Annotated in this window: 23 protein-coding genes; 11 read left to right on the top strand and 12 right to left on the bottom strand. The window is 76.4% G+C overall.

Annotation, left to right across the window (positions count from 1 at the left end):
• Nucleotides 1-11: 11 nt before the first annotated feature.
• The 5 genes from CCE01nite_RS03935 to CCE01nite_RS21710 form a co-directional block, all read right to left on the bottom strand.
• Complete coding sequence (locus tag CCE01nite_RS03935) at nucleotides 12-1121, bottom strand: GNAT family N-acetyltransferase (RefSeq protein ID WP_034635391.1); 1110 nt, start codon at nucleotides 1119-1121, stop codon at nucleotides 12-14.
• A gap of 167 nt (nucleotides 1122-1288) precedes the next feature.
• Nucleotides 1289-2659 (bottom strand): RNA polymerase sigma factor, encoded by a 1371-nt coding sequence (locus tag CCE01nite_RS03930; RefSeq protein ID WP_371861010.1) that lies wholly within the window; start codon nucleotides 2657-2659, stop codon nucleotides 1289-1291.
• A complete protein-coding gene (locus tag CCE01nite_RS03925) occupies nucleotides 2656-2997 on the bottom strand; it encodes a YciI family protein (RefSeq protein ID WP_034635199.1) in 342 nt (113 codons plus the stop codon). Before CCE01nite_RS03925 ends, CCE01nite_RS03930 begins: the two co-directional genes overlap by 4 nt.
• On the bottom strand, nucleotides 2994-3413 hold the full coding sequence (locus CCE01nite_RS03920) for a YciI family protein (protein ID WP_052104500.1): 420 nt from the start codon (nucleotides 3411-3413) through the stop codon (nucleotides 2994-2996). Before CCE01nite_RS03920 ends, CCE01nite_RS03925 begins: the two co-directional genes overlap by 4 nt.
• A 117-nt stretch (nucleotides 3414-3530) precedes the next feature.
• The gene (locus CCE01nite_RS21710) at nucleotides 3531-4151 is read right to left on the bottom strand and encodes an NUDIX hydrolase (protein ID WP_211254614.1); all 621 of its coding nucleotides are present in this window, start codon (nucleotides 4149-4151) and stop codon (nucleotides 3531-3533) included.
• A 211-nt stretch (nucleotides 4152-4362) separates the two neighbouring features.
• On the opposite strand from CCE01nite_RS21710, the gene CCE01nite_RS03910 reads away from it, so the two are divergent.
• From CCE01nite_RS03910 to CCE01nite_RS03875, 8 genes are all read left to right on the top strand, one after another.
• A complete protein-coding gene (locus CCE01nite_RS03910; RefSeq protein WP_034635200.1) occupies nucleotides 4363-4905 on the top strand; it encodes an AMIN-like domain-containing (lipo)protein in 543 nt (180 codons plus the stop codon).
• 318 nt (nucleotides 4906-5223) lie between these two features.
• Nucleotides 5224-6039 (top strand): LLM class flavin-dependent oxidoreductase, encoded by an 816-nt coding sequence (locus tag CCE01nite_RS03905; RefSeq protein ID WP_246056310.1) that lies wholly within the window; start codon nucleotides 5224-5226, stop codon nucleotides 6037-6039.
• A 388-nt stretch (nucleotides 6040-6427) separates the two neighbouring features.
• Nucleotides 6428-6667, top strand: coding sequence for a helix-turn-helix domain-containing protein (locus CCE01nite_RS03900; protein WP_246056309.1), 240 nt, complete (start codon nucleotides 6428-6430; stop codon nucleotides 6665-6667).
• Between the two features lie 80 nt (nucleotides 6668-6747).
• Entirely contained in the window at nucleotides 6748-7413 is a 666-nt protein-coding gene (locus CCE01nite_RS03895) for a DUF2278 family protein (protein WP_034635207.1), read from the top strand.
• A gap of 224 nt (nucleotides 7414-7637) precedes the next feature.
• Entirely contained in the window at nucleotides 7638-7859 is a 222-nt protein-coding gene (locus CCE01nite_RS03890; protein WP_034635210.1) for a hypothetical protein, read from the top strand.
• Between the two features lie 121 nt (nucleotides 7860-7980).
• A complete protein-coding gene (locus CCE01nite_RS03885) occupies nucleotides 7981-9027 on the top strand; it encodes a LacI family DNA-binding transcriptional regulator (RefSeq protein ID WP_246056308.1) in 1047 nt (348 codons plus the stop codon).
• Nucleotides 9028-9161: 134 nt separating this feature from the next.
• Nucleotides 9162-10595: a dihydrolipoyl dehydrogenase family protein gene (locus CCE01nite_RS03880; RefSeq protein WP_052104501.1), complete on the top strand. Its 1434-nt coding sequence runs from the start codon at nucleotides 9162-9164 to the stop codon at nucleotides 10593-10595.
• Nucleotides 10596-10711: 116 nt separating this feature from the next.
• The gene (locus CCE01nite_RS03875; protein ID WP_034635216.1) at nucleotides 10712-11095 is read left to right on the top strand and encodes a YciI family protein; all 384 of its coding nucleotides are present in this window, start codon (nucleotides 10712-10714) and stop codon (nucleotides 11093-11095) included.
• 208 nt (nucleotides 11096-11303) lie between these two features.
• Here CCE01nite_RS03875 and CCE01nite_RS03870 read toward each other — a convergent pair whose 3' ends face one another.
• Nucleotides 11304-12218: a PadR family transcriptional regulator gene (locus CCE01nite_RS03870; protein WP_141371997.1), complete on the bottom strand. Its 915-nt coding sequence runs from the start codon at nucleotides 12216-12218 to the stop codon at nucleotides 11304-11306.
• Nucleotides 12219-12541: 323 nt separating this feature from the next.
• Here CCE01nite_RS03870 and CCE01nite_RS03860 point away from each other — a divergent pair, with 323 nt between their 5' ends.
• A complete protein-coding gene (locus CCE01nite_RS03860) occupies nucleotides 12542-15709 on the top strand; it encodes a S8 family serine peptidase (RefSeq protein WP_170223933.1) in 3168 nt (1055 codons plus the stop codon).
• Between the two features lie 70 nt (nucleotides 15710-15779).
• Here the strand turns inward: CCE01nite_RS03860 and CCE01nite_RS03855 are convergent, their stop codons facing one another.
• Both CCE01nite_RS03855 and CCE01nite_RS21175 read right to left on the bottom strand, forming a co-directional pair.
• Nucleotides 15780-16109: a flagellin gene (locus CCE01nite_RS03855; protein ID WP_052104496.1), complete on the bottom strand. Its 330-nt coding sequence runs from the start codon at nucleotides 16107-16109 to the stop codon at nucleotides 15780-15782.
• Nucleotides 16106-16651 carry a hypothetical protein gene (locus CCE01nite_RS21175; RefSeq protein ID WP_034635152.1) on the bottom strand — a complete coding sequence of 182 codons (546 nt, stop codon included), beginning with the start codon at nucleotides 16649-16651 and terminating at the stop codon, nucleotides 16106-16108. Before CCE01nite_RS21175 ends, CCE01nite_RS03855 begins: the two co-directional genes overlap by 4 nt.
• A 405-nt stretch (nucleotides 16652-17056) precedes the next feature.
• Here CCE01nite_RS21175 and CCE01nite_RS03845 point away from each other — a divergent pair, with 405 nt between their 5' ends.
• The gene (locus tag CCE01nite_RS03845) at nucleotides 17057-18094 is read left to right on the top strand and encodes a M12 family metallopeptidase (RefSeq protein ID WP_034635150.1); all 1038 of its coding nucleotides are present in this window, start codon (nucleotides 17057-17059) and stop codon (nucleotides 18092-18094) included.
• Between the two features lie 7 nt (nucleotides 18095-18101).
• Here CCE01nite_RS03845 and CCE01nite_RS03840 read toward each other — a convergent pair whose 3' ends face one another.
• The 4 genes from CCE01nite_RS03840 to CCE01nite_RS03825 form a co-directional block, all read right to left on the bottom strand.
• Nucleotides 18102-19586 carry an NAD(P)/FAD-dependent oxidoreductase gene (locus CCE01nite_RS03840; RefSeq protein WP_174774676.1) on the bottom strand — a complete coding sequence of 495 codons (1485 nt, stop codon included), beginning with the start codon at nucleotides 19584-19586 and terminating at the stop codon, nucleotides 18102-18104.
• A gap of 189 nt (nucleotides 19587-19775) precedes the next feature.
• Complete coding sequence (locus CCE01nite_RS03835) at nucleotides 19776-20531, bottom strand: AIM24 family protein (protein ID WP_052104495.1); 756 nt, start codon at nucleotides 20529-20531, stop codon at nucleotides 19776-19778.
• Nucleotides 20531-21172 carry an AIM24 family protein gene (locus tag CCE01nite_RS03830; protein ID WP_034635148.1) on the bottom strand — a complete coding sequence of 214 codons (642 nt, stop codon included), beginning with the start codon at nucleotides 21170-21172 and terminating at the stop codon, nucleotides 20531-20533. The genes CCE01nite_RS03835 and CCE01nite_RS03830 overlap by 1 nt, the downstream gene beginning before the upstream one ends.
• An 11-nt stretch (nucleotides 21173-21183) precedes the next feature.
• Complete coding sequence (locus CCE01nite_RS03825; RefSeq protein WP_034635147.1) at nucleotides 21184-21801, bottom strand: AIM24 family protein; 618 nt, start codon at nucleotides 21799-21801, stop codon at nucleotides 21184-21186.
• A gap of 325 nt (nucleotides 21802-22126) precedes the next feature.
• On the opposite strand from CCE01nite_RS03825, the gene CCE01nite_RS03820 reads away from it, so the two are divergent.
• Nucleotides 22127-22813, top strand: coding sequence for an ANTAR domain-containing protein (locus tag CCE01nite_RS03820; protein ID WP_034635146.1), 687 nt, complete (start codon nucleotides 22127-22129; stop codon nucleotides 22811-22813).
• The last annotated feature ends 55 nt before the right edge of the window (nucleotides 22814-22868 follow it).

Here is a 22868-nt window from a genome sequence, read left to right as displayed (position 1 = left end):
CCGACGTCGGGTCAGCCGAGCTTCGTCTGCCACTCGCCCGAGCCGCCGGCCGGGCGGAACCCGAGCGTGACGTTGATCGAGAGCATGAACGAGTTCTCCTCGGCGTTCCACGTGCCGATGCGCCGTGCCTCCGGCTGCTCCACGGCGAGACGCTCGAGGTTCGCGGTCTTGACGAGCATCCCGAGGCGTCGCCCGCGGTGCTCCTTGAGCACGAGGGTGTCCTCCTGGTGGACGTACTCCCGGTTCCAGGCCGGCGAGCCGAACGAGGTGTACGCGGCGAGCGTGTGCGTCGGCACGTGCTCGGCGGCGGTGACGCGGAACTCCATGCCGCGCTCGGCGAAGTCCTGCTCGTAGACGCGGATGCGCTCGGCGTCCCACGCGTCCTCCTCGAGGTCGAGCCCGCCCGCCGGGGCGTCGGTGCTCATGCGCGTGTTGAGGACGGCGAACTCGTCGACCCACTCGTCGGGGCAGTGGTTGCCCCACGTGACGATGCGGTACTCGTCGCCGGCCACCGCCTGCGCCGCGGCCCGGTGCTCCGCGAGGAAGGCCGGGTCGACCGGCACGTCGAGCACCGAGTAGCGGGCGACCTGCTCGAGCGCGAACCCGTGGGCGACCGCGAACCGGACCCCCGCGTCGTCGGCGCGCACCCGGCCGGTGCCGGTCGAGGGCGCGAGCGTGCCCGGGCCCTCGTCCGGCTCGGACCGCTGGTCCGTCGACGTCTGGAGCGTCGTGCGGCCCGCGGCGGTGGCGACCTCGACGACCGCGTCGTACAGCGCCGAGCCGATCCCCCGGCCGCGGGAGCCGGGCCGCACCGACACGAAGAAGATGCCGAGATGGAGGTTGTCGGCGAGCGGCAGGAGGAGGATCGCGGTGCCGAGGACGCGCGCAGGGTCGCCCGGATCGGTGTCGTCCCCGGTCACCGCGACGAGGCGCACGCGGCGCACGTACTGCTGGTGACGCATCGCCGTGAGGATCTCGTGCGGGCTCTGCGCGTGGTCGAGGTTGCTCCACGCGTCGCGCACCGACTCGTGATCGGCCTCGATCGACCCGTGGAGCAGCCACGCCTCCGGTGCGTCGAGGGAAGCCGGGACGGGGACCTCGCGGATGCTCCAGTCGCTCATGCCGCCAGGGAACCACCGGCGGTTCGCCGGGGTCCACGCAATTGCGGACGGTCGGGGAACGGCTGCCCGTCGGGGCGGCCGGCGGGGCAGCACCTCCCGCGCGTCCGGTGGCCGCACGGCCGCGCTGCTACCCGGCGCGCGGCCACCGGCGGGCGGGCGGCGGCGGGTCACGGGCCGGTCGCGGCGAGCCGTCCTTCGAGGTGACGGCGCTCGACCGGGTTGTGCACGAGCGCGAGCGCCGCGCGGAACGACGCGGCGGCCTCGGCCGGCCGGCCGGCCCGCGCGAGGAGCTCGCCGCGCACGGAGGGGACGCGGTGGTGCGTCGGCAGAGCGGCGTCGAGCCCGTCGAGCAGCGCGAGCCCGGCCTCGGGACCGGCGGCCTCGGCGACGGCGACCGCGCGCGCGAGACGGACGACGGGCGACCCGGTGAGGGCCTCGAGCTCGGCATACAGGTCCGCCACGACGTCCCACCGGGTCGCGTCCGGGGTCGGCGCCGTCGCGTGCTCGGCGGCGACGAGCGCCTGGAGGCGGTACTCCTCGGCCTGCCCGGCGCCGGGCAGGACGCTCCGCAGCACCGCGACGCCCTCGGCGATCTCGTCGGCGTGCCACCGGCCCCGGTCCTGGTCGGGGAGCAGGACGAGCGCGCCCGCGTCGTCGAGCCGGGCGTCGCGGCGCGAGTGCTGGAGCAGCAGGAGCGCGAGCAGCGCACGGACGACCGGGCGTCCGGGGAGGAGCGCGTCGAGCACGCGCACGAGCCGGATGGCCTCGTCACCCAGCGCGGTGCGCAGCGGGTCCGGCTCGTCCGTCGGGTGGTACGCGGCCGTGAACACGAGGTAGAGCACGGTCGCGACGACGTCGAGGCGCTCGTCGAGCCGCTCGGGCGGGGGCGTCGCGAACGGTATGCCCGACGCGGCGAGCCGCTTCTTCGCGCGCGTGAGCCGCGCCGCCATCGTCGACTCCTGCACGAGCAGCAGGCGGGCGATCTCCGGCGTCGCGAGCCCGGCGACGAAGCGCAGCGTGAGCGCGATGCGGGCCTCGGGGGCCAGCGCCGGGTGGCAGCACGCGAACACGAGCCGCAGGCGGTCGTCGCTCACGTGCGCCCCCGGGTCGGTCGTCTCGGCGGCGAGCGCGCGGGTGCGCTCGTCGACCACCATCAGCGGCTCCTTGCGCCGGTGCACCGCCTCGGCGCGCAGCCGGTCGAGCACGCGCCGCCGGCCCGCCGTGAGCAGCCACGCGCCGGGGGAGGACGGGACGCCGTCCTCCGGCCACCGCCGCGCGGCCGCGACGAACGCGTCGGCGAGCCCGTCCTCCGCGAGGTCGGGGCGGCCGAACTGGCCGATGAGCAGCCCGAGCACGGGCGACCAGTGCTCCCGCCAGGCACGCTCGACGGCGTCCGCGACGTCGTCGGCGACGGCGTCGGGCGTGACGGGGACCGGCGTGCCGGCGCCCGCGGCGTGCGGCGTCGGACGGCTCCCCGCCGCCGACGCCGCACGCCCGGCCCGGGGTCCGCCGGTCACCGGGGCGCCACCGGACGTCACACCTCGATCGTCGGGCGGATCTCGATCGTGTACTCGGGGAGCAGCCGCACGAGCTCGCTCACCACGTCGAGGTCCGGCGCGTCGACCAGGTAGAAGCCGCCGAGCTGCTCGGCGGTCTCCGCGAACGGGCCGTCCGTCACGGTCACGTCGTCGCCGTGCCGCCGGATCGTCGTCGCGGCGTCGACCGACGCGAGCCCCTCGCCCCCGGCGATCGTGCAGCCGTGCGCGGCGACCGCCGCGGAGAACGCGTCGTGCTGCCGGAACACCTCGGCACGCCCGTCCGCGTCGAGGCCCGCCCAGGCCCGCTCGTCCTCGTAGAGCAGGACGAGGAACCTCATGCGTCCGCCGTCGCGCGCGCGGCGACGTCGGCGCCGGCCGCCTCGGTCTCGCCCTCGGTGACGACGGGACGGATCTCGACCGTGCCGTCCTCGGGGCCGAGCAGCAGCCCGGCGACGAGCCGCGCGAGGTCGTGCACGTCGTCGGTCCGGACCTGGTAGTACCCGCCGAGCTGCTCGACGGTCTCCAGGAACGGGCCGTCGGTCACGACCGGGGCGCCGCCGACCTCGGGGACCCGCACGAGCAGCGACGTCCCCGCCGGCGCCAGCTCGGCGCCGCCCGTGATGGTGTGCCCCCGCTCCTCGCACTGCTCCACGAACCGGCCGTGCGCGGCGTACGCGGTGGCCCGGGCGGCCTCCTCGGCCTCCGCCCACACCCGCTCGTCGCCGTGCAGCAGGACCACGTACTCCTGAGCCATGATCGGTCTCCTCGCGTCCGCGGGTGCTCGGAGGGCACCCGTCACCAGCATGACGCGCGAGCCCCCGCCGGATCGACAGCCCGGCGCACCGGATCTCGCGGCGCCCCCGACCTGGGGTCAGCCGCGCAGCGAGCGGGCGAACGTGCGGATCCGCTGCGCGTCCCCGGGGAACCACGACGACCACAGCGGCGTGAGCGGGTGCCACACCGCGGCGTGGCCCGACGTGCTCGTGAGCTCGGGGCGCCCACCGAGGACCGCGGCGAACGCGAGGCACAGCGTCGGCGCCCACCCGGACCGGTACGCACGGGTCGTCGCCGCGGCCGGGGCGTCGAGCAGCGTCGGCTCGAGGTCCGTGAGCTCGACGACCGAGCGCAGCGCCGCATCGCGTGGGGTCTCGCCGGGCTCCACGGCGCCGCCGGGCGGGACGAGCCCGCGCCACGGGTGCTCGACGAGCACGACGTGCGTCAGGGACCGGTCGAAGACCCACACCTCGGCGTGCAGCGCGGGGCGCTCGCGCAGGAACGACGTGCCCGGCGCGTCCTGGGCGGACGCGGAGGCGTCCTCCCCGGTGGGCCGGGAGCCGGTGCGCGCGGCGGACGCCCGGCCCGCGGGCAGCGAGCCGGGGCCGGACGCCCGGCCCGGGTCCGGCGTCGGGCCGGCGGTCCGGGCGGACGGGTCGGAGCCGGTGCCGCCGGGCGCCGGACGCGGGTGGGGGGTCAGGGTCTTCGACGCGCTCACGGGCTCCCTGTCGGTCAGGTCGGTCGTGCGGATCGGTCGTGCGGCCGGCGCGGCGCTCCCCTCGCCACAGCCCGGCGCGACGACCCTAGGCCATCCGTGTGACGGTCGCGGAAACCTCGCCCGGGCCGTCGGCGCTGTCCGGTTCGGCCGGGTCTATCCTGAATTGCTCACGGGCATCGTCCCGGTGCCCGTACGACGGGGAGGTCGTGCGATGAGGCGGACATCCGTGCTCGCGATCCTGCTGCTGGTCGGCTCGTTCCTGCTGGTCCCGGCGTCGCCTGCCGGGGCCGCGCCCTACTGCGGCATCCGCTGGGGCTCGCTCACGAAGTCCACGCTCTCGCTGGCGCCCGCGCACGTCGTCGACGTCCGGACCGGCCGGCACGCCTGCTTCGACCGGCTCGTCGTCGACCTCGACGGCGCGAGCGGCGGGTACCACGTCGAGTACGTCGACGAGGTCCGGGCCGACGGCTCCGGGAACGTCGTACCGACGCGCGGCGGCGCGTCGCTCCAGATCACGGTCGGGAACCCGTCCTACGACGACGACTACAACCTGACGTACGCCCCGGCCGACCCCTCGGAGCTCCGGGACGTCAGCGGGTACCGGACGTTCCGCCAGGTCGTCTCGGCCGGCACGTTCGAGGGGAACACCGACATCGGGATCGGCGTCCGCGCCCGGCTGCCGTTCCGGGTGTTCGAGCTCGCCGGGCCCGGCGCGGGGACGAGGATCGTCGTGGACGTCGCGCACCGGTGGTGACGGCGGCGGGGCGCGCGGCCGGTCTCGCGCCGGCGCGCGGGGGGCCGGCCGGGCGGGGGCGCCGGCTGCGTGTGGGTGGCGCCCGCTAGCGTCGGCGGTGCTCGAGGGTGGCGTCCGTGCGGCTGCTCGCAGCAGCACGGACGGCGTCCGGCGGCGGGGTCCGACGACGGTGCCCGGCGGCGGTCTCTGAGGACGGTGTCCGGCGACGGCAGCTGACGGCGCCGTCGAGCGGCCGTGTCCGGCGACGCCGGCGCGTCGGCGGGACGACACAGGGGAGCGTGGCGCGTGCGGTTCGGGTTCGTGGGGAGCTTCGGCTCGGTGGCACAGACGGTCGCGCTCGCGCAGGAGGCCGAGGCGCACGGCTGGGACGGGTTCTTCACGTGGGACGGCATCAGCGTCGGTGAGCTCGACACGTGGGACCCGTGGACGCTGCTCGGTGCGCTCGCGGTGAGCACCGAGCGGATCCGGCTGGGGGCGATGATCTTCCCGCTCGCCCGGCGCCGACCCTGGAAGGTCGCGCGCGAGACCGTCACGGTCGACCACCTCTCGGGCGGCCGGCTCGTGCTCCCGGTCGGGCTCGGGGCGGTGGACGACGGCGGGTTCGCCGGCGTGAGCGGCGAGACGACGAGCGCCCGCGGGCGGGCCGAGCGGCTCGACGACGCGCTCGCGATCCTCGAGCGTGCCTGGAGCGGTGAGCGGTTCTCCTACGCGGGGACCCACCACACGGTGACCGACCTGGTGTTCCGCCCCCAGCCCGTGCAGCGCCCGCGGATCCCCGTGTGGGCGGTCGGCGCGTGGCCGAGCGAGCGGTCGATGGGCCGGGCGGCGCGCTGGGACGGCGTCATCCCGCAGGGCCGGACCGGGCCGGTGACACCGGACGACGTGCGCGCGCTCGTGGCGTGGACCGACGAGCGGCGGCGCGCGCTCGCCGCGGCGGAGCCGGAGCGGTTCCTCGGGGACTTCGACGTGGTCGTCGAGGGCGTGCTGCCCGAGGGCCCCGACGCGGCCGCGGCGCACGCACGCGCGTACGCGGACGCCGGTGCGACGTGGTGGGTCGAGTCCCGGTGGGACGCGCAGCGCGACACCCCGGAGACGTTGCTCGACCGCGTACGTCAGGGGCCGCCCCGGCTCTGAGCCGTCCCGGATGCGGACGTGCCCGGATGGGGGGGCGGACGGGTGTCGGCGGTGTGCGGGTGTCGGAGCGGTGCCGGGTCTCGGCAGGCGTCCGGTGGCGGGCACGCCGACCGCCGGTGGCTTCCCGTCCGCGTCCTGCTGCGCCGGCCGCCGCCCTGCTCGCGGCGTCTCCGCCCGCCGCCGGCTCGGGTGCCGTGCCAGTCGTTGCTCGCCTGCCGGTGGCGGCCGGTTCACCCGGGCGCGTCTGGTTCCGTCGGCGTGTCCGGTGGACCGGTGCGTCGTCGTCCTCAACTTCCCGCCGCCCCCGCCGATGAATTGAAGCATCAAGCAGCACATGCGGCGCGGCTCTTTCCGGGGCCCGGGCGCCTCGGACCGAGTGGGGGCAGAGATGACGAACGGAACGATGGTCGAGCCAGGCCGGACGGTGGCCGGCGTGCAGATGCTGACGCCGCGCGAGCGGGTCGTGCTCGCCGAGCTCGCGGAGGACGTGACGCTCGAGGAGATCGCGTCGCGGCTGTGGGTCAGCCGGAACACGGTCAAGTCCCAGCTCCGCACCGCCTACCGCAAGATCGGCGTCTCCACGCGCGCCGAGGCCGTCGCCTGGGTCGAGGCCTCCGGCCTGCGCTGAGCCGTCACCGGGCGCGCCGTATCACCGCGCGCCCGGCGCCCTCCTCCTGCGTGAGTCGCCGACCACGGCAGGAGACGGACATGCCGCTCACGCACGGCTACGGCGTCGTCATCGGGACCCGGCACAGCTACTACCGGGACCCGGTCAACGACCACGGCCAGTACTTCCACGGCAACCTGCGGGTCGCGACGCCGGCAGGGCTGTACCACTGCGCGATCGACGTCGACAGCAAGTCCGTGCCGAACGGCATTCGCTGGAAGCTCGTCGAGCTCGACGGGTCCCGGCTCAAAGACCTGCACGCGCTCGCCGACGGGTGGCACCCGCTGGCCCCGACGCCGGCGTCCGGCGCGCTCGACTACATCCGCAACCCCGACCTGCGTCCCCGTCGGCTCGGGTGCCTGCTGGGACCGCTGCTCGAGAAGGTCCGGTTCGTCGTCGCGCCCACGAGCGAGCTCCCGTGGAGCGGCGGGACGAGCCTCGACGCGCTCGCGGTGCTCGAGCCGCTGATCGCGCAGTCGGTCCGGGTGCTCGTCCTGGGGGAGCCGTTCCACGACGGCACCCGCGGCGTGCACAACATCCACCAGAACCAGGGCGACCCGATCGGCTCGCCGTGGTCGCGCGAGAACGGCATCTGGCAGGACGGCGCGACGGTCGTGCGCCGCGGCGACGGCACCTACGCGGTGTTCTGCACGAAGTTCTCGACGCAGGTGGACGTGACCGACGACTCCGGGCGGCCGTTGCCGTGAGCCGGCCGGCCGCTGCTGCGGCCGAGCAGAACATCTCCGCGCGGGTTGTCCATCTGCGCCCTGCCCGTTCGTCGACCAGGTGTCGGCCGAACCGCACCGCGCGGCGCGAGGCGCCCCGTCCGGGCGTCGACGGCCGTCTCGCGCAACTCACGTGCGCGGTGCACTTGACCGGTACAGACAGCCCCGCTACTTTAGCGGTACAGACACGTTCGAAGGAGACCACGATGATGGAGAGCCCGCAGCTCGCCCTGCTCCTGTCCCGCAGGGCGGTCCTGCACGAGTCCCACAGCGCGCGCCCCGACGCGCCGGTCGTGCCGCCGCGTCCGCGCCGCGAGCGTCCGCCGGTCGCCCGCCGGACCCGGGGCGTGCTCGCCACGGCGCTGCACCATCTGGGCGACGCCGTCGCCCCGCGCTGCACCCCTTCCGGTGCGCACCCCGCGCACTGACCCGTCGGGCCCGGGCGCACGCGCGACCGCGACGGCCGCGCGCGACCCGGGCCCGTCGGGCGCCACCGCGGCGACCTACCCTGGACCCCATGACGGGGAACCGGGTGGCGCCGTGGGGCGCGTGACGCTCCAGACGGTCGCCGAGAAGGTCGGCGTCAGCAGGATGACCGTCTCCAACGCCTTCTCCCGGCCCGACCAGCTCTCGGCCGAGCTGCGGCGCACGATCCTCGCCGCGGCCGACGAGCTCGGCTACGTCGGCCCCGACCCGGCGGCCCGCGCGCTCGCCCGCGGCACGACCGGCGCCGTCGGCGTCCTGCTCACGGAGTCGATCGGGACCGCGTTCCAGGACGAGATCGCCACCGGCTTCTTCGGGGCCCTCGCCGAGGAGCTCGCGCCGACCGGGCTCGCCCTCGCGCTGCTGCCCTCGACGGGCTCCGCGGCGATGATCCCGGCGCGCGACATCCCGATGGACGGCGCGCTCGTGTACTCGTGCGCGGGGGACACCCAGGCGCTCGACTGGCTCGTCAAGCGCCGGCTCCCGCTCGTGTTCGTCGACCAGCAGCCGCTCCCCGGCTCGGGCAGCGTGCTGCTCGACGACGTCGGCGGCGCGCGGCTCGGCGCCGAGCACGTCCTGGCGCTCGGGCACCGCTCGGTCGCCCTCCTCACCCAGGGGTACGGAGGCACGCAGGGGCTCGTCGAGCCCGAGCAGGCCGGCACGACCTACGTCGACACCGCGCGCGTCGAGGGCTGGCTCTCGGTGCTGCGGCCCGCGGGTGTGCAGGTCAGCGCCGCGCAAGTGCCGGGGAACACCGAGCCCGACGCCTACGAGGGTGCCCGGCTGCTGCTCGACACCCCCGACCGCCCGACGGCGGTGCTCTGCTTCTCGGACCTCATGGCGCTCGGCGTCGTGCACGCCGCCCAGGACCTCGGCCTGCGCGTGCCCGACGACGTCTCCGTGGTCGGCTTCGACGACAGCGCCCTCGCGAGCCGCATGCGCCCCGCGCTGACGACGGTCCGGCAGGACCTCACCGCGAAGGGCCGGGCCGCCGCCGGTGCGCTCACCCGCGCGATCGAGCGGTCGCGCGCGGGGGAGCCCGCCGAGCCCGAGAGCGTCGTGCTGCCGACCGAGCTCGTCGTGCGCCGCAGCACCGCGCGGCCCCCGGCCTGACCGGCCCGGTCCGGCGTCCCCGCCACCCCGCGCGGTGTGAGGTGTGTCTCGTTCCTGAGAACCGCCGCACGGCTTTCCTGTGAACCGGCCCCCGAGCGGTCGCCGCGCCGCGCGCCCGCGCGGACAGTGAGGGCATGAGCGACACCTACGACGTCCTCGTCATCGGCGCCGGTCCCGCGGGCACCTCGGCCGCGCTGCGCGCCGCGGAGCTCGGTGCGCGGGTCGCGGTGGTCGAGGCGCGGCGCACCGGCGGCACGTGCGTCAACACCGGGTGCGTGCCGACCCGGGTGCTCGCCAAGACCGCGCGCCTCATGCGTGAGGTCCGCACGGCCGACGCGTACGGCATCACGGTCACCGAGCAGACGATCGACTGGCCGACCACGGTCGCGCGCGTGCGCTCGACCGTCGAGCGGGTCCTGGCGGCGAAGGACGAGCCGGACCGGCTCCGCGCCGCCGGCGTCGACCTCGTGCTCGAGGGCCGCGCGAGGTTCGTCGGCCCGCACGAGGTCGAGCTCGAGGCGTCCGGGCGGACTCTGCGCGCCGAGCAGGTCATCCTCTGCGTCGGCGGCCACTCGCGCCGCCTGCCCGTCCCGGGCGCCGAGCTCGCGACGCTCCCCGAGCACGTGCTCGACCTGCCGCGGCTGCCCCGCCGCGTCGCCGTGGTCGGCGCCGGGAACACCGGCGCGCAGCTCGTGACGATCTTCAACGCGTTCGGCAGCGACGTCACGCTGCTCGAGGTCGCGCCCCGGATCCTCGCGCAGACCGACGCTGCCGTGTCCGCGGCCGTCGCACAGGCGTTCACCGAGCAGGGCGTGCGCGTCGTCACGTCCGTCGAGGGCGTCGAGTCGCTCCGCCAGGCCGACGACAGCTCGGGGATCGTCCTGACCTGGCGCGCCGAGGGTGCCGAGCACCGCGGCACGTTCGACGACGTCATCATGGCGACGGGCTGGCCCGCGTCGGTCGAGGGCCTCGGGCTCGACGCCGCGGGCGTCCAGGTCGAGCGCGGGCGCATCGTGGTCGACGAGTACCTGCGCACGAGCGCGGCGCACGTCTTCGCGGCCGGCGACGCGAACGGTCAGGCGATGCTCGTCCAGGCCGCGCACGTCGAGGCCGAGGCGGCGGCGCGCAACGCGGTGCTCGGCGCGACCCGGCGCACCCCGCACCACCTCCTGCCGGCCGGCGGGTTCACCGACCCGGACTACGCGGGCGTCGGGCTCACCGAGGACCAGGCGCGCGCCCGGGACCGCGACTGCGTCGTCGCGCACGTCGCCTACGACACCATGGAGCGGCCGATCATCGACGACCGCCCGCGCGGGTTCCTCAAGCTCGTCGCCGACCGCCGCCGCGAGCTGCTGCTCGGCGCGCACGCGGTGGGGGAGAACGCGGTCGAGGTCATCCAGGCGGTCACGACCGCGATGGCCGCGGGCGTCGACGTCGCGACGCTCGCGCGCGTCGAGTTCGCGTACCCGACGTACAGCGCCGTCATCGGCGTCGCGGCGCGGCAGCTCCTCGCGGTCACGCCCGCCGAGGTCCTCCTCGCCGGCGCGGGGGCACGCGGCTCCGCCTGACGGCGCGCCGCGGCGGGAGCCCACCTCGCGACGGCCGGGTGTCGATCGGCGTCGACGCCGCGCGTCATGCTGGTGAAGGGCACCCACCGAGCGCCCTCGGAGCGAGGGGACACGACATGACCACCGAGTACACCGTCCTGCTGCACGGGAACGAGGCCACGTGGGTCGCGATGGACGACGAGCGCGCGGCGACCATCGACCGGCAGCACGAGGACTTCACGGCCGCGTGCGCCGAGCGGGGCCACCGCATCACGTTCGGCCGTGAGCTGCGGCGCGCGAGCACCTCGACCCTCGTGCGGCTGCCGGCCGGCGAGACCCGGCACGTCGTCACCGAGGGCCCGTACTCCGAGACCGTCGAGCAGCTCGGCGGGTTCTACGTGATCGAGACCGAGGACCCCGCGGACCTCGTCGAGCTCGTCGCGGGCCTCGTCTTCCCCGGCGACGGCACGGTCGAGCTGCGCCCGGCCGTGCGCGACGAGGACCGGGTCGCGTCGGCGTAGGGCGACACCGCGGGCGGCGGCCCGCCCGGACGCGGCGATGACGACGGCGGGGCTGTCGCGCCGGGGACGACGACTGCGCGGCCACCGGGCCGGGGGGCGACGACCACGCAGGTCCAGCGGGGGAACCGTGGCACGGTGACCGGACAGGGGCGATGACAGCGCGGCAGCCGTCCTGGGGACGACTGCCGCGCTGCCGGGTCCGACCCGGTCAGCCCTCGGGCGCCGGGGGCGGCGGGGTGCTGCCGGTGCCGGGCTCGCCCGCGAGCACGAGGTAGAGCTCGCGCCGCGCGCGGTCGATCACGGCGAGCGCCTGGGCGGTCTGCGCCTCGTCGCCGGTGCGGGCGACCTGCCCGGCGGCGGCTCCGAGCGCCTCCAGCGCCTCGCGCAGGGCCCGGCCGGGGTGCACCGGGCGGTCCTGGGCGTCCTGCCACGGGCTGCCGAGCTCGTCGGCGTGGTCCGTGACGTAGGCCTGGCCCGCGTCGGTGAGCCGGGCCAGCTTGCGGCCCTGCTCCGCGGTGATCGTGACGAGGCCCTCGTCCTCGAGCATCGCGAGTGCCGGGTAGATCGCGCCCGGGCTGGGACGCCACCGCCCGCCGGTGCGCTCGCCGATCTCCTGGATGAGCTGGTAGCCGTGCATGGGCTGCTCGGCGAGGAGCAGCAGGACCGCGGCGCGGATGTCGCCGCGACCGGCCCGTCGGCCAGGACCGCGGCCCGGTCCGCGGCCGCGCGGGTGCGGGCCGAAGCCGTGCTCGGGTCCGAAGGGACCGCCGCCGGGGTGGCCGTGGCCGAAGGGCCCGCCGGGCCCGCCGCCGTGGCCGAACGGTCCGCCGGGGGCGCCGTTGAACGGCCCGCCGGGCCCGCCGGGCCCGCCGAACGGTCCGCGGAAGGGTCCGCCTCCGCGCCCGCCGAACGGGCCGTCGCCGCGATCGGGGCCGCTGCGCCCGCCGGGTCCGCCCCGACGGTCGGGCTCGGCCGCGGAGTCGTCGACGGGGAAGCCGGGGAACCCGCCGCGGTTGCGGCGCGCGCGCCACGTCCGCCCGGTGACGGCGTCGGCGGGGTCGGGGCCGCGACGCTCGGCGCGGTCGGAGGGGAGGTCTCGGTGATGGTGGTGATGGTGTCGCACGGGATGTCTCCTGGGGGTTCGTGGGTGCCGCGGACCGGGTGGTCGCGTCGGCGGGTGCGGCGCGGGGCGCGAGCGTGGTCGCTCGGCTGCCTCGGGCGCCGGAAGGGAGCGGGTGCTCCGTCCATGCAGTAACGATATATCGGTGACAGAACGCTGGCAAGTCTTTCGACCGCGCGGACGTCCGCCCTGCGGAAGCCGTGGGCTCTGCGTCGCCCGATCGGCGCAGGCCGGCGCAGGACCACCCGTTCGCCGAGGGGCAGGTCGCTCACGTCGGAGCTGCACTGCCGATGAGGCGTGCGCACGTCCGCACCCGAGGAGCCCCCATGACACCCCGCCGCACCTGGACCGGAGCCGCTGCCGCGGCCGCGCTCGTCGTCTCGATCGGCCTGGTCGTGGTCGGCGGCGGGGGTGACGCCGTCGCGGTCGCGGGGGACCACGGCGAGGGCGACGGCCTGAACCGGTACGTCGTCGCGCTCGCAGGGACGGACGCCGTCACCGCCGCGGCGCAGGCGCTCCCACCGGCCGCGGTGCCTCCGACGCCGCCGGGCCCGGACGTCCCCGAGGTGCCGACCGGAGTCGCCGACCACACAGCCGTCCTCCCGGTGCCCGCGGACGCCGGACGCGAGCCCGCCCCCGTCGTGCCCGGCCGGTCGCAGGGCACCGGCGCCGTCGACCTCGCGCGCCTCGGCACGGCAGTCGGCCTGCTCGGGTCCGACGGCCGCACGGCGCACGTCGACGGGCGCTCCTACTACGTGGTCGGCGACGGGGCGGTCGACGTGACGCCCGGCGCGAGCGGCGAGGTCGTCCCCGCGCCCGCCGAGCCCCGTCCGGCGCCCGCGAGCCCCGCGCCCGCGAGCCCCGCCCCCGCGAGCCCCGCCCCCGCGAGCCCCGCGCCCGCGACGACCGCCGCCGCACCCACGACCGCCGCCGGACGCAGCACCGCCGCGCCCGCCTCGACCGACCCGTCAGCGCCGACCGGCGCGCCGGAGCCCGCGCGGACCCCCGTCGACCCCGGGGTGCTGGCCGCGCTCGAGGCGCGCCCCGGTGTCGCCTCCGCCCAGGTGCTCCACGACAACCGCGTGCTCGTCGCCACGTCGCTCGACCTCACCGGGGTCGCGGCGCTGCCCGAGGTCCTCGAGGCCGAGCCGTCGGTCACCGGCACGGTCTTCGCCGAGGACCCGATGTACGCGCCGTACGGCTGGAACCTGCGCAACACCGGGTCGAACGCGTACGGCCAGCAGGCCAGGGCGGGCGCGGACGTCGACGCCCCGACGGGGTGGGCGGTCGCCCAGGGCCAGGACACCGTCGTCGCCGTCGTGGACACGGGCTTCGACACCGACCACCCGGATCTCGTCGGCGCGCTGTGGACCAACCCGGCCGAGGCGTGCGGCTCGGTGGACACCGACGGCAACGGCAAGGCCGGCGACTGCCACGGCTGGAACTTCTACGCGAACAACGCGGACCTCGACAACGGGACGATGGGGTCGCACGGTGTCGGCGTCTCCGGCGCCGTCGCGGCCCGCAGGGACAACGGCCACGGCACCGCCGGTGTCGCACCCCGGGCGCAGATCATGCCGCTCGTGGTCGGCGGCGGCAGCAGCGTCGACATCAACGCCGCGATCGCGGCGTTCCGGTACGCCGCGGACCACGGGGCGGACGTCATCAACGCCTCGTTCGGGGGTGCGTTCGGCGGGGCGACCCTCGCCGCGATGCAGAGCGCGGTCGACTACGCGACGTCGAAGGGCACCCTCGTCGTCGCCGCCGCGGGCAACGACTCCGGCGACCGGGACACGAACGTGTTCTACCCGGCGAGCCTCACCAACCCCGGTGTCATCACGGTCGGGTCCTCCACCGCGACGGACACCGCCTCGACGTTCAGCGCGTACGGGCGGACGTCGGTCGACCTGTTCGCCCCCGGCGAGCTGGTGCTCACGACCCATGACGACGGCGGCTACCGCCTGGTGAGCGGCACGTCGATCGCCGCACCTCACGTCGCGGCCGCTGCCGCGCTGTACCGCAGCATCGACCCCGGTCTCACCGTCGCGGAGCTCAAGGCACGCATCCTCGCCGACGCCGAGCGCCTCCCGGCCTTCACCACGCGGTCCGTGACGGGTGGGCGGCTGACCGTGGGCAGGCTCGCCGGCCCGAGCGCCGACGACGTGGAGTACACGTTCTCGGGCATGGTCGCCGAGGCCGGCACCGTGGAACCGCGCGTGGAGCTCGCGTCGACGGCCGGGGCCGGGACGTACGCGGTGACGTTCGGGCTCGCGATGCGCCACGAGGGCCAGGTCTGGGCGGTCGCCGACGAGGACGTCACGCTGGACGGCACGACGCTCACGACCGACGACGCCGGCCAGGTCACCTTCGACCTCGGCAGCAAGCCGTTCCTCGGCACGAGCACCCTCACCCCGTCGCTGACCCTCGGGGCCGGCGAGTTCGCCCTGACCGCGCACGTGCTCAAGGACGGGCGGCCGCTGACCCGTCCGCACGCGGCACCGCTCGTCGTCGCGCCGCCCCGCGTCCCCGCCACGCCGGCGCCGACGACGCCTCCGGCCCCGGGTGCGACGCCCGCACCGGGCACGACCCCGGCGCCCGGCGGAGGCCAGCCCGCCCCCGGTGGTGCGACTCCGCGGCCGACCGCTCCCGGTGCCACCCCGGCCCCGGCCCCGAGCACGCCGCCGGTCGGCGGTCCGGCTCCGGCACCCGCGGGCCCGCGCCCGACCCCCGGTGCGACATCGACCGCGACGCCACGCCCCGTGCCGACCTCCGCGCCCGCGCCGGGCACGAGCCCGGCCCCGAGGGCGACACCGCGACCGAGCTCGGCGCCCCCGACCGGCCCGACCCCGGCACCCGGGGCGACGGCGACCCCCCGACCCGCCCCGTCGGCGAGCAGCTCGCCGACCCCCGGCCCGGCGCAGCCGACGGTGCCCGCACCCGGCTCGGACGCGAAGCACTACGACGCGGTCGGGGCCTTCCAGGTCACGCGGATCTCACCGGTGCACGTGAGCACCGCCGGCGGGACGACCGTGACGGTGAGCGGCACGGCGCTCGAGGCGGGCGTCAGCGTCCGGATCGGGGCGACGCGCGTCGCCGACGTGCTGAGCAGCTCCGCGACGGCGGTCGTCTTCCGGGCGCCCGCCGCCCTGGCAGGGACGTACGACGTGACCCTGTTCAAGAACGGCCGCTCGAGCGTCCTCAGCCAGGCGCTCGTGTACGGGGACGGCGCAGGCCCGCAGCCCGGCGGCGGCACGACCCCCGCCCCCGGGAGCGGTCCGTCACCCGCTCCGAGCACCCCTGCCCCGGCGCCGACGAGCCCGCCGGGCGGCGGCACACCGGCTCCGGGCGTGACCCCGACCCCTGCGGGACCGACGCCGACGCCGACGCGCCGCGGCCCCAACGGCGAGCGGCTCGTCCACAACGACTCCCTGGCGGCGCTCGCGGGCCTGTGGGCGACGGACTGCTCGGCCGGCTGCCGCGGCGTCCAGGTCTAGCTCCCGCACGCGCACCCACCGGGGCCGGTCGCCTCCGGTGGGTGGGTGCGTCGCGGGGGGCTGCGGGGGCTCAGCCGCGCAGCAGGGCCAGCACGTCCTGCGCGCCCGAGCGCGCCTGCGCGAGGACGGCGGTCCCCGCCTGGCTGAGCACCTGGGAGCGGACGACGCGCGACATCTCGAGCGCCACGTCCGCGTCCTGGATGCGGCTGCGGGCCGCCGCGAGCTGCTCGGCCGCAGCGGCCGCCGCGTCGGCGGCCGGCTCGAGCCGGTTCTGCGCCGCACCCAGACCGGCGCGGACGGTCGAGACGGTCTCGATCGCCCGGTCGATGGCCTCGAGCGTGAGCAAGGTCCCCGACGTGACGACCGTGAACCGCTCGCCGGCGGACGTCGGGGCGGTCACGGAGAACGCGCCGTCGGTGCCGACCGTGACCTGGGCCCGGGCAGGTGCTGCTCGAGCGCCGACCGGAGAGCCGTGGCCACGGTCGACGGATCGGACCCGGGCGCGAGCGAGGTGCCGACCGTGGCCAGGTCGAGAGCCGGTCCGCCGCCGAGCGCGATGGACCCCGGGAGGTGCGCGAGGTCGACGACGCCCCGGACTCCCGCGGGTGTGCCCGGCACTGCCGGGACGGTCGGCTCACCCGGCGCCGACACGCTCGGGACCCCGTCGACGACGACGGGTGCCGGCACCGGTGCGACCGCGCGCAGCACGAACCCGCCGGGCGCGACCTCGGCGACGACGACGCCGTCGAGCTGCGGCGTGCCGTTCACGGCGGCGACCAGACCGGCGACGCCCGTGACCCCGGCCAGGTCGACGGTCACCCCGCCGACGCGGAGCGGTGCCCCACCCTGCTCGGCGGCCGCGACGAGGGCCCCGACCGCGGCGTCGTCGATCTCGACCAGGGCGGTCGACGGCGTGCCCGGTCGCCCCGGGACCTCCGCCACGCCCGGGGTGAGCCTCGCACCCGAGATACTGCGGCCCGGCGCCGCTCCGGCTGCCGCGCCGGGCCTGGGTGCTCGACGTCGCGGGTCCCGCCGGCGCGTGCAGCATCGCCGCCCGCTCGCTCGCGGACCTCGCCGTCGTGGGCGCGGTCGCCGGGTGGCCGCCACCGCCGGGCTGGCCGGCACCGGCCCTCGTCGTGCGCCCGCGACCGGGGCCCCGGGGCAGGTAGGCGCCGCGGCGCGGACCGGTCGTGTCGGTCGGTCCTCGTACCGTGCTCGGCACAGGTGGCAGCCGCGGCACCGGGGGGAGCCGCGCGCCGCGTCGCGTATCACGGGCCCGCGCCCGGCGTCCTCCCTGCGTCGCCGCCAGACGACGCCCCGACCGTCCGCCCAGTCCAGGAGCCGAGCATGTCCAGCACACCCGAGAAGGCCAGGTTCTGCACCGACCGCATCCTGTTCCGTGACCAGCAGCGCCTCCAGCGCACCGTCGACGTCGACGGGCGTCTGCAGGCGATCACCCTGCTGCACAAGCTGTGGATCACCGGGTCCACGCTGCACGTCCGCTTCCTCGGCGGGACGCCCGCGCAGCGCCAGGTCGCCCGCGAGCAGGCCGGGTGGTGGACGGAGCACGCCAACATCCACTTCGTGTTCGACGACGCGCCCGACGCCCAGATCCGCATCGCGTTCGACCCCACCGACGGCGCGTGGTCCTACGTCGGCACCGACAACGTCACGATCCCGCCGGACGAGCCGACGATGAACCTCGGCTTCCTCGACGGGGGCACCGCCGCGCACGAGTTCGGGCACGCGCTCGGCCTCGCGCACGAGCACCAGAACCCCGACGGCGGCATCCGCTGGAACGAGCCCGTCGTCATCAAGGACCTCATGGGCCCGCCCAACAACTGGAGCCCGGAGACGATCCGGCACAACGTGCTGAAGAAGTACACGGCCGACCAGGTCAAGGGCACGAAGTTCGACCCGAAGTCGATCATGCTCTACTTCTTCCCCGCCCGGTGGACCCTCGACGGGGTCGGCACCGAGGCCAACGAGGTCCTCTCCGAGGTCGACAAGGCGTACATCGGCAGCACCGACGCGTACCCGAGGACGATCAAGCCGCCGGAGCTCCAGGCGACCGAGCTGCTCGTCGACGCGGCCAACCGCACGCCCGCCTCGATCGGCGCGGCCGGCGAGGAGGACCTGTACAAGTTCACCGTCGCGACGGCCGGCACGTACGTCGCGAACACCCGCGGGCCGACGGACCTCGTGATGGACCTGTTCGGGCCCGAGGACCCGACGAGGCTCGTCGCGTCCGACGACGACAGCGGCGTCGGCCTCAACGCCCGCATCGCGACCGCGCTCGACCCGGGCACGTACTACCTGCGCGTGCGCCACTTCGACGAGAAGACGGGCACGGGCACGTACACGATGAAGGTGCGCTCGGCCTGAGGCCCGCTCACCGTCCGGCCGGGCTGGCGTCCGCCGCCCGGCCGGCGTCGTGCCCGCCGTCGGCCGGCGCACCGTCGGCGCCCGGGCGCACCACGACGGGGCGCACCCCGACCGGGCGCACCACGACCGGCCGCTCGGTCGCCGGGCCGAAGCCGCGCAGCCGGGCCCGCACCGCCGCCGCCACGAGCCCGGGGCGCAGCAGCAGCCGCGGCGGTCCCATGAGGTGGTACACCGCCGACGTCGTGCGGTGCGCGAGCTCGTCGCCGTGCACCGCGAGCAGGCCGACCTGCCGGGTCCAGCGCCCGAGCAGCGCCGACACCGGGGGCGGGCTGCCGTCGCTCGTCGGGAAGCGCAGGTCCTCCCCGGTCGCGATGGCCCACGGCACGGCCGCCTCGCGCGCGAGCCTGCGCAGCACCCGGCGCTCGCGCCCCGGACGCAGCCCGCGCCGCAGCGCGTCCCGCAGCACGAGGGCCTCGCACGCGGCGACCGTGACGCCGTGCCCGTACACCGGGTTGAACGCGCACAGCGCGTCGCCGGTGACGAGCAGCCCGGCGGGCCAGTCCCGCACGTCCTCGTAGTGGTGGCGGCGGTTGCCGGTCTGCCGGTGCACCGCGACCTCGCCCTCGGGGACCCCGGCGTCGTGGATCTCGGCGAGCGCGCCGTCGCGCAGCCCGCGCAGGTGCGCGACGAACCCGTCGTCGTCCCGCGGGGGCCGCTGCGCCCCGGACCCGACGCCCGCCACGACCCACCGGCCGCCCTCGACCGGGAGCGCGAGCCCGCCGCGGGGCTCGCCGGGCGACTGCTGCACGACGACGCCGGTCGGGGCGACCCGTCCCGGCGCGAGCGCGTACAGGCGTGAGGCGTACCCGACGCGGGCGTCGATGTCGGTGACCCGCGCGGGGGTGACGCCGAGGGCGTCGAGCCACCCGGGCAGCCGCGAGCTGCGCCCGGTCGCGTCGACCACGAGGTCCGCGGCGACGCTCGTGCCGTCCGCGAGGTCGACCCACCACGCCGGACCGCCCGGCCCGCCGCGGCGCAGGCCCTCGACCCGGACGCCGTCCCGGACCTCGACGCCGGGCAGCCCCGCGACGCGCCGCCGCACGACGTCCTCGAACAGCGGCCGGGTCGCCGAGAGCAGCGCGAACTGCGGCCGCCCGGTCGGCTGCCACCCGAGCTCGCTGTTCCAGGCGAGGTCGCCCGTGTCGATCTCGACGGCCCCGGCCGCGCGGAGGTCGTCGCGGAAGCCCGGCAGCAGCTCCTCGACCGCGAGCAGCCCGCGCAGCAGGAACACGTGCGGCTGGCGGCCCTGCGGGACGCCGCTGCGGGGCCGGGGCGACGCAGGGAGCTCGTCGCGCTCGAGCACCGTGACGGTCCGGCCGGGGGCGGACGTCGCGGCCGCTGCGGCGGCGAGCGCCCCGGCGAGGCTCGCGCCGAGCACGACGACGCGGCGGGGCTGGTGCTGCGGCGACGGACGCGAACGGGTCGGCGTCACCCGGCCTCCTGGGACGAGGGTGCGCCGGCGTCGGGCCGTCGTCGGCTGCGCGACCACTGAAGACCACGGACCGCTGGGACGTCAACGGCCCGGACGCGGACGCGGGACGGGCGGGGCCGTCGTCGACGTGCCCCGCCCGTCCCGCGTCGCTGCCCGGCCGACGGCGTCACCGACGCCGCGGCCCCCGGCTCACTGCTGCTGGGCGCGCGCGATCAGCCGCTGGCCGAGCTGCGCGGCCGTCTGGTTGTCGAGCAGGTTGGTCTGCGCCTCGACGACCCGCGCGAGCGCGGGGTCGTGGCGCCCCATCTCCGAGGACTGCAGCAGCACGGTGCCCGCGCCGGTGAAGTCGTACTGGCGCTCCTCGCCGGACTCGCGCCCGAGCATCGCCTGGACGCCGGACATGAGCGAGTACGCCATCCAGTTGTAGTCGTAGTGCTGGCTCGGGGACGGGCAGTCGGCCCAGCCCAGCAGCGCGTCGGGGTCCGCGCGGAACGGCGGCTCGACGAAGATCGCCGGGCCGTTCGACGACGCGAGGAACTTGCCGGTGCCGATGAGCGTGACGAACCCGGGGACGATCGACTGCTTGAGCTCGAGGCCGGTCTCGAACGCCAGCAGGTTGACCTGCTTGATCGTCAGGTTGCCGTTGTCGAGGTCGTAGGAGTTGATGTCGTTGCCGCGGTCGCCTATGACGAGCTTGCCGCGGCCGCTCGCGACGACCCAGTCCTGCGCGTACAGCGGCGAGGAGAACCGGGCCGCGACCCACGCGGCGCGCGACGCGAAGGCGCTCACGCCGGAGAAGTCGATGGTCCCGTAGTAGGCGATCATCGCGCCCTTGGACGTGAACCACTCGCCGTTCAGGTCGATGCTGAACGCGTAGGCGTTGACGTTGTCGTTGCTGGGCAGCGTCTGGGCGTCGAGGACGGCCGCGTCGATCCCGGTGATCATCAGAACTTCGCCTCCGAGGCCTGGACGTAGACGGTGCCGTGACCCGACACGTGGAGCTGGAACGCCTCGCCGGACCCGCGCCCGACGAGGTCACGCATGCCGACGCTGGCCTTGAGGTCGACCTGGAGCGCGCCGACGTGACCGACGTACGCCTGCGGGTCGACGCCGACGACGTCGCCGGTGAGCTGCAGCGGGAACGTGCCGCCGTGCGAGAGCAGCGCGACCGAGCCGTGCCCGCCGATCCGGGTCGTGAAGAGCCCCTGGCCCGTCATCGCCCCGCGCACGGCCGAGCGGACGCCGCCCTGGCCGATGAACTCGACGCTGGTCTGGAGGTTCGCGTCGTGCGCGAGGAGCCGGTCCGCCTCGACGGTGAGCGAGTCGCCCGTGAGCTCGATGACCGTGACGTGCAGCCCGCGGAACCCGTAGAGCACCGAGCCGGTGCCCTCGGTCGCCATCATCGGGTTGGACTCGCCGGACATCGCGGCGCCGACCATCCCGCCGACCCCGTGGCCCTGGCCCTGGATCGGCCGGAACGTGACCTGGCCGTCGTAGCCGAGCATCGCCCCGCGCCGGGCGAGGACCGGGCTCTGCTGGCTGACCTGGGCGCGGACGACCTTCTTGTTGACGATCTCGAACGGCATGTCCCCGCCCCTCAGCGCTCGGCCGGCTGGATGTACACGGTGCCCTGGCCCTCGAAGCGCAGCGAGAACGGCTCCCCGCCGCCGTCGCCGACCATCGAGCGCCACGAGACGCCGGAGACGAGGCTCATCTGCGTCTGGCCGACGCCCGCGACGTACACGTCGGGGTCGACGACGAGCGGCTGCCCGGGGGTGACCGCGAGCGCGATGAGCGGGCCGTGCGACATGATCGCGCACTGCCCGGTCCCGGAGATCTTGGTCGTCGCGAGGCCCTGGCCGGTGGTCATGCCGCGCAGGCCGGAGAACTGGACGTCGAGCTGGAGGCCCTCGGTCACGGCGAGCACGTGCTCGGACTCGACGGTGAGCGTGTCGGCCTGGAGCTGCACGACGGTCACGTCCATCGCGTCCTGCGCGAGGTAGACGCGGCCGGAGCCGGTGCACGTCATGAGCGAGATCGACTCGCCCGCGACCTTCTGCTTGAGCGCGGCGCGGAACCCGCCGCCGCCGCCCATGCCGGCCGACTTGAACTCGACCCTGCCGGTGTACGCGACCATCGAGCCGGACGCGGCGCGAACCGAGTCCCCTTGGAGGTCGGCGTGGAGCACCCGCTTGTCGGCGGTGAGGACGGCCACCGGTTCTCCTGTCTGCTCGTGCCCGGGTGGGCGTGTGTGCGGTGCGTGCGCGCCCTGCTCGGGCGGGCGCCGCTCACCGGCTCGGGCCGGGGGCGGGCGTCGCTGCGCAGCCTAACGGCGCCCGCCCGCCTCCCGGGGGCGCTCCGGCGCACGTCACCCGGCGGCCTGCCCGCGGGCGCGGCGGTGGGGGAGGGTCCCGACGGTGCGCGGCTCGCGTCGCGCGTCCCCGCGAGCGCCGTGAGACGCTGGGCGGGTCGTGGCGGTGCGGTCCGGACGGGGCCGGTGCCGCCCCGTCCAGCGGTCGCCGGCCGCGGATCGGACTCCCATGCAGGACGTCGTCGCTCACCTCCACGAACGGGTCAGCCCCTACCTGCGCGAGCGGGTCGGCGCGGTGGCCCGGGACCTCGGCGGGTCCGCGGGCATCACGATCCAGCAGCAGGGCGCCCTGGTGCGCGCCGCGAGCAGCGACGAGCGCGCCGCCCGCTGCGGCCAGGTCGAGGCGCGGCTGGGCACCGGGCCGAGCATCGCGGCGATGGAGCAGCTCCACCCGGTCGTGGTGCCGCGCGTCCCCGAGGGGGACGGCTGGGCGGCGTGGCGCGCGTGCGCGACGGAGGTCGGGTTCGCCTCGTCGGCCGCCGTGCCCGCGCCGGTCGCCCGGGGGATCAGCGTCGCGCTTACCCTCTACTCCGCCGTGCCCGGCGCGTGGGACCCGCTGGCGCTCGCCGAGGCGCACCGGCACGCGCGGCTGCTCGCCGCCGAGATCGCCGCCCGGCTCGCGCGCCCCGGCGAGCCCCCGCGCGGTGCGCTCGAGGCGTGCCTGCGCCTCGACCGCGCGATCGGCGTGCTCATGCACTGCAACGGCTGCACGGCGCAGGACGCGCAGACGGCGCTGCTGCGGGCGAGCACCGCGGACCACGTCGACCTCGACCAGGCCGCGAGCACCGTGCTGCGCGCGCTGACGGAGGACGACAGCAGCTTCCGGCCGCGCGCGCTGGTCGCGCCCGGCCGGTGAGGGCGGTGGGAGCGCTCGTCGCACGGTGACCGCGGCGGGAGCGCGCGTGGCGCCC

Origin of the sequence: Cellulomonas cellasea (assembly GCF_006538745.1) — a bacterium.
Classification (GTDB): Bacteria; Actinomycetota; Actinomycetes; order Actinomycetales; family Cellulomonadaceae; genus Cellulomonas_A; species Cellulomonas_A cellasea.
Note: the sequence above shows the minus strand (reverse complement) of the source record. Positions and strands in the feature narration are given on the sequence as shown.

What these genes read in the sequence shown, in the direction of transcription:
- CCE01nite_RS03935 (WP_034635391.1), bottom strand. Translation starts at nt 1,121, where the DNA reads ATGAGCGACTGGAGCATCCGCGAGGTCCCCGTCCCGGCTTCCCTCGAC.
- CCE01nite_RS03925 (WP_034635199.1), bottom strand. Translation starts at nt 2,997, where the DNA reads ATGAGGTTCCTCGTCCTGCTCTACGAGGACGAGCGGGCCTGGGCGGGC.
- CCE01nite_RS03920 (WP_052104500.1), bottom strand. Translation starts at nt 3,413, where the DNA reads ATGGCTCAGGAGTACGTGGTCCTGCTGCACGGCGACGAGCGGGTGTGG.
- CCE01nite_RS03910 (WP_034635200.1), top strand. Translation starts at nt 4,363, where the DNA reads ATGAGGCGGACATCCGTGCTCGCGATCCTGCTGCTGGTCGGCTCGTTC.
- CCE01nite_RS03900 (WP_246056309.1), top strand. Translation starts at nt 6,428, where the DNA reads ATGACGAACGGAACGATGGTCGAGCCAGGCCGGACGGTGGCCGGCGTG.
- CCE01nite_RS03895 (WP_034635207.1), top strand. Translation starts at nt 6,748, where the DNA reads ATGCCGCTCACGCACGGCTACGGCGTCGTCATCGGGACCCGGCACAGC.
- CCE01nite_RS03890 (WP_034635210.1), top strand. Translation starts at nt 7,638, where the DNA reads ATGATGGAGAGCCCGCAGCTCGCCCTGCTCCTGTCCCGCAGGGCGGTC.
- CCE01nite_RS03880 (WP_052104501.1), top strand. Translation starts at nt 9,162, where the DNA reads ATGAGCGACACCTACGACGTCCTCGTCATCGGCGCCGGTCCCGCGGGC.
- CCE01nite_RS03875 (WP_034635216.1), top strand. Translation starts at nt 10,712, where the DNA reads ATGACCACCGAGTACACCGTCCTGCTGCACGGGAACGAGGCCACGTGG.
- CCE01nite_RS03860 (WP_170223933.1), top strand. Translation starts at nt 12,542, where the DNA reads ATGACACCCCGCCGCACCTGGACCGGAGCCGCTGCCGCGGCCGCGCTC.
- CCE01nite_RS03845 (WP_034635150.1), top strand. Translation starts at nt 17,057, where the DNA reads ATGTCCAGCACACCCGAGAAGGCCAGGTTCTGCACCGACCGCATCCTG.
- CCE01nite_RS03835 (WP_052104495.1), bottom strand. Translation starts at nt 20,531, where the DNA reads ATGATCACCGGGATCGACGCGGCCGTCCTCGACGCCCAGACGCTGCCC.
- CCE01nite_RS03830 (WP_034635148.1), bottom strand. Translation starts at nt 21,172, where the DNA reads ATGCCGTTCGAGATCGTCAACAAGAAGGTCGTCCGCGCCCAGGTCAGC.
- CCE01nite_RS03820 (WP_034635146.1), top strand. Translation starts at nt 22,127, where the DNA reads ATGCAGGACGTCGTCGCTCACCTCCACGAACGGGTCAGCCCCTACCTG.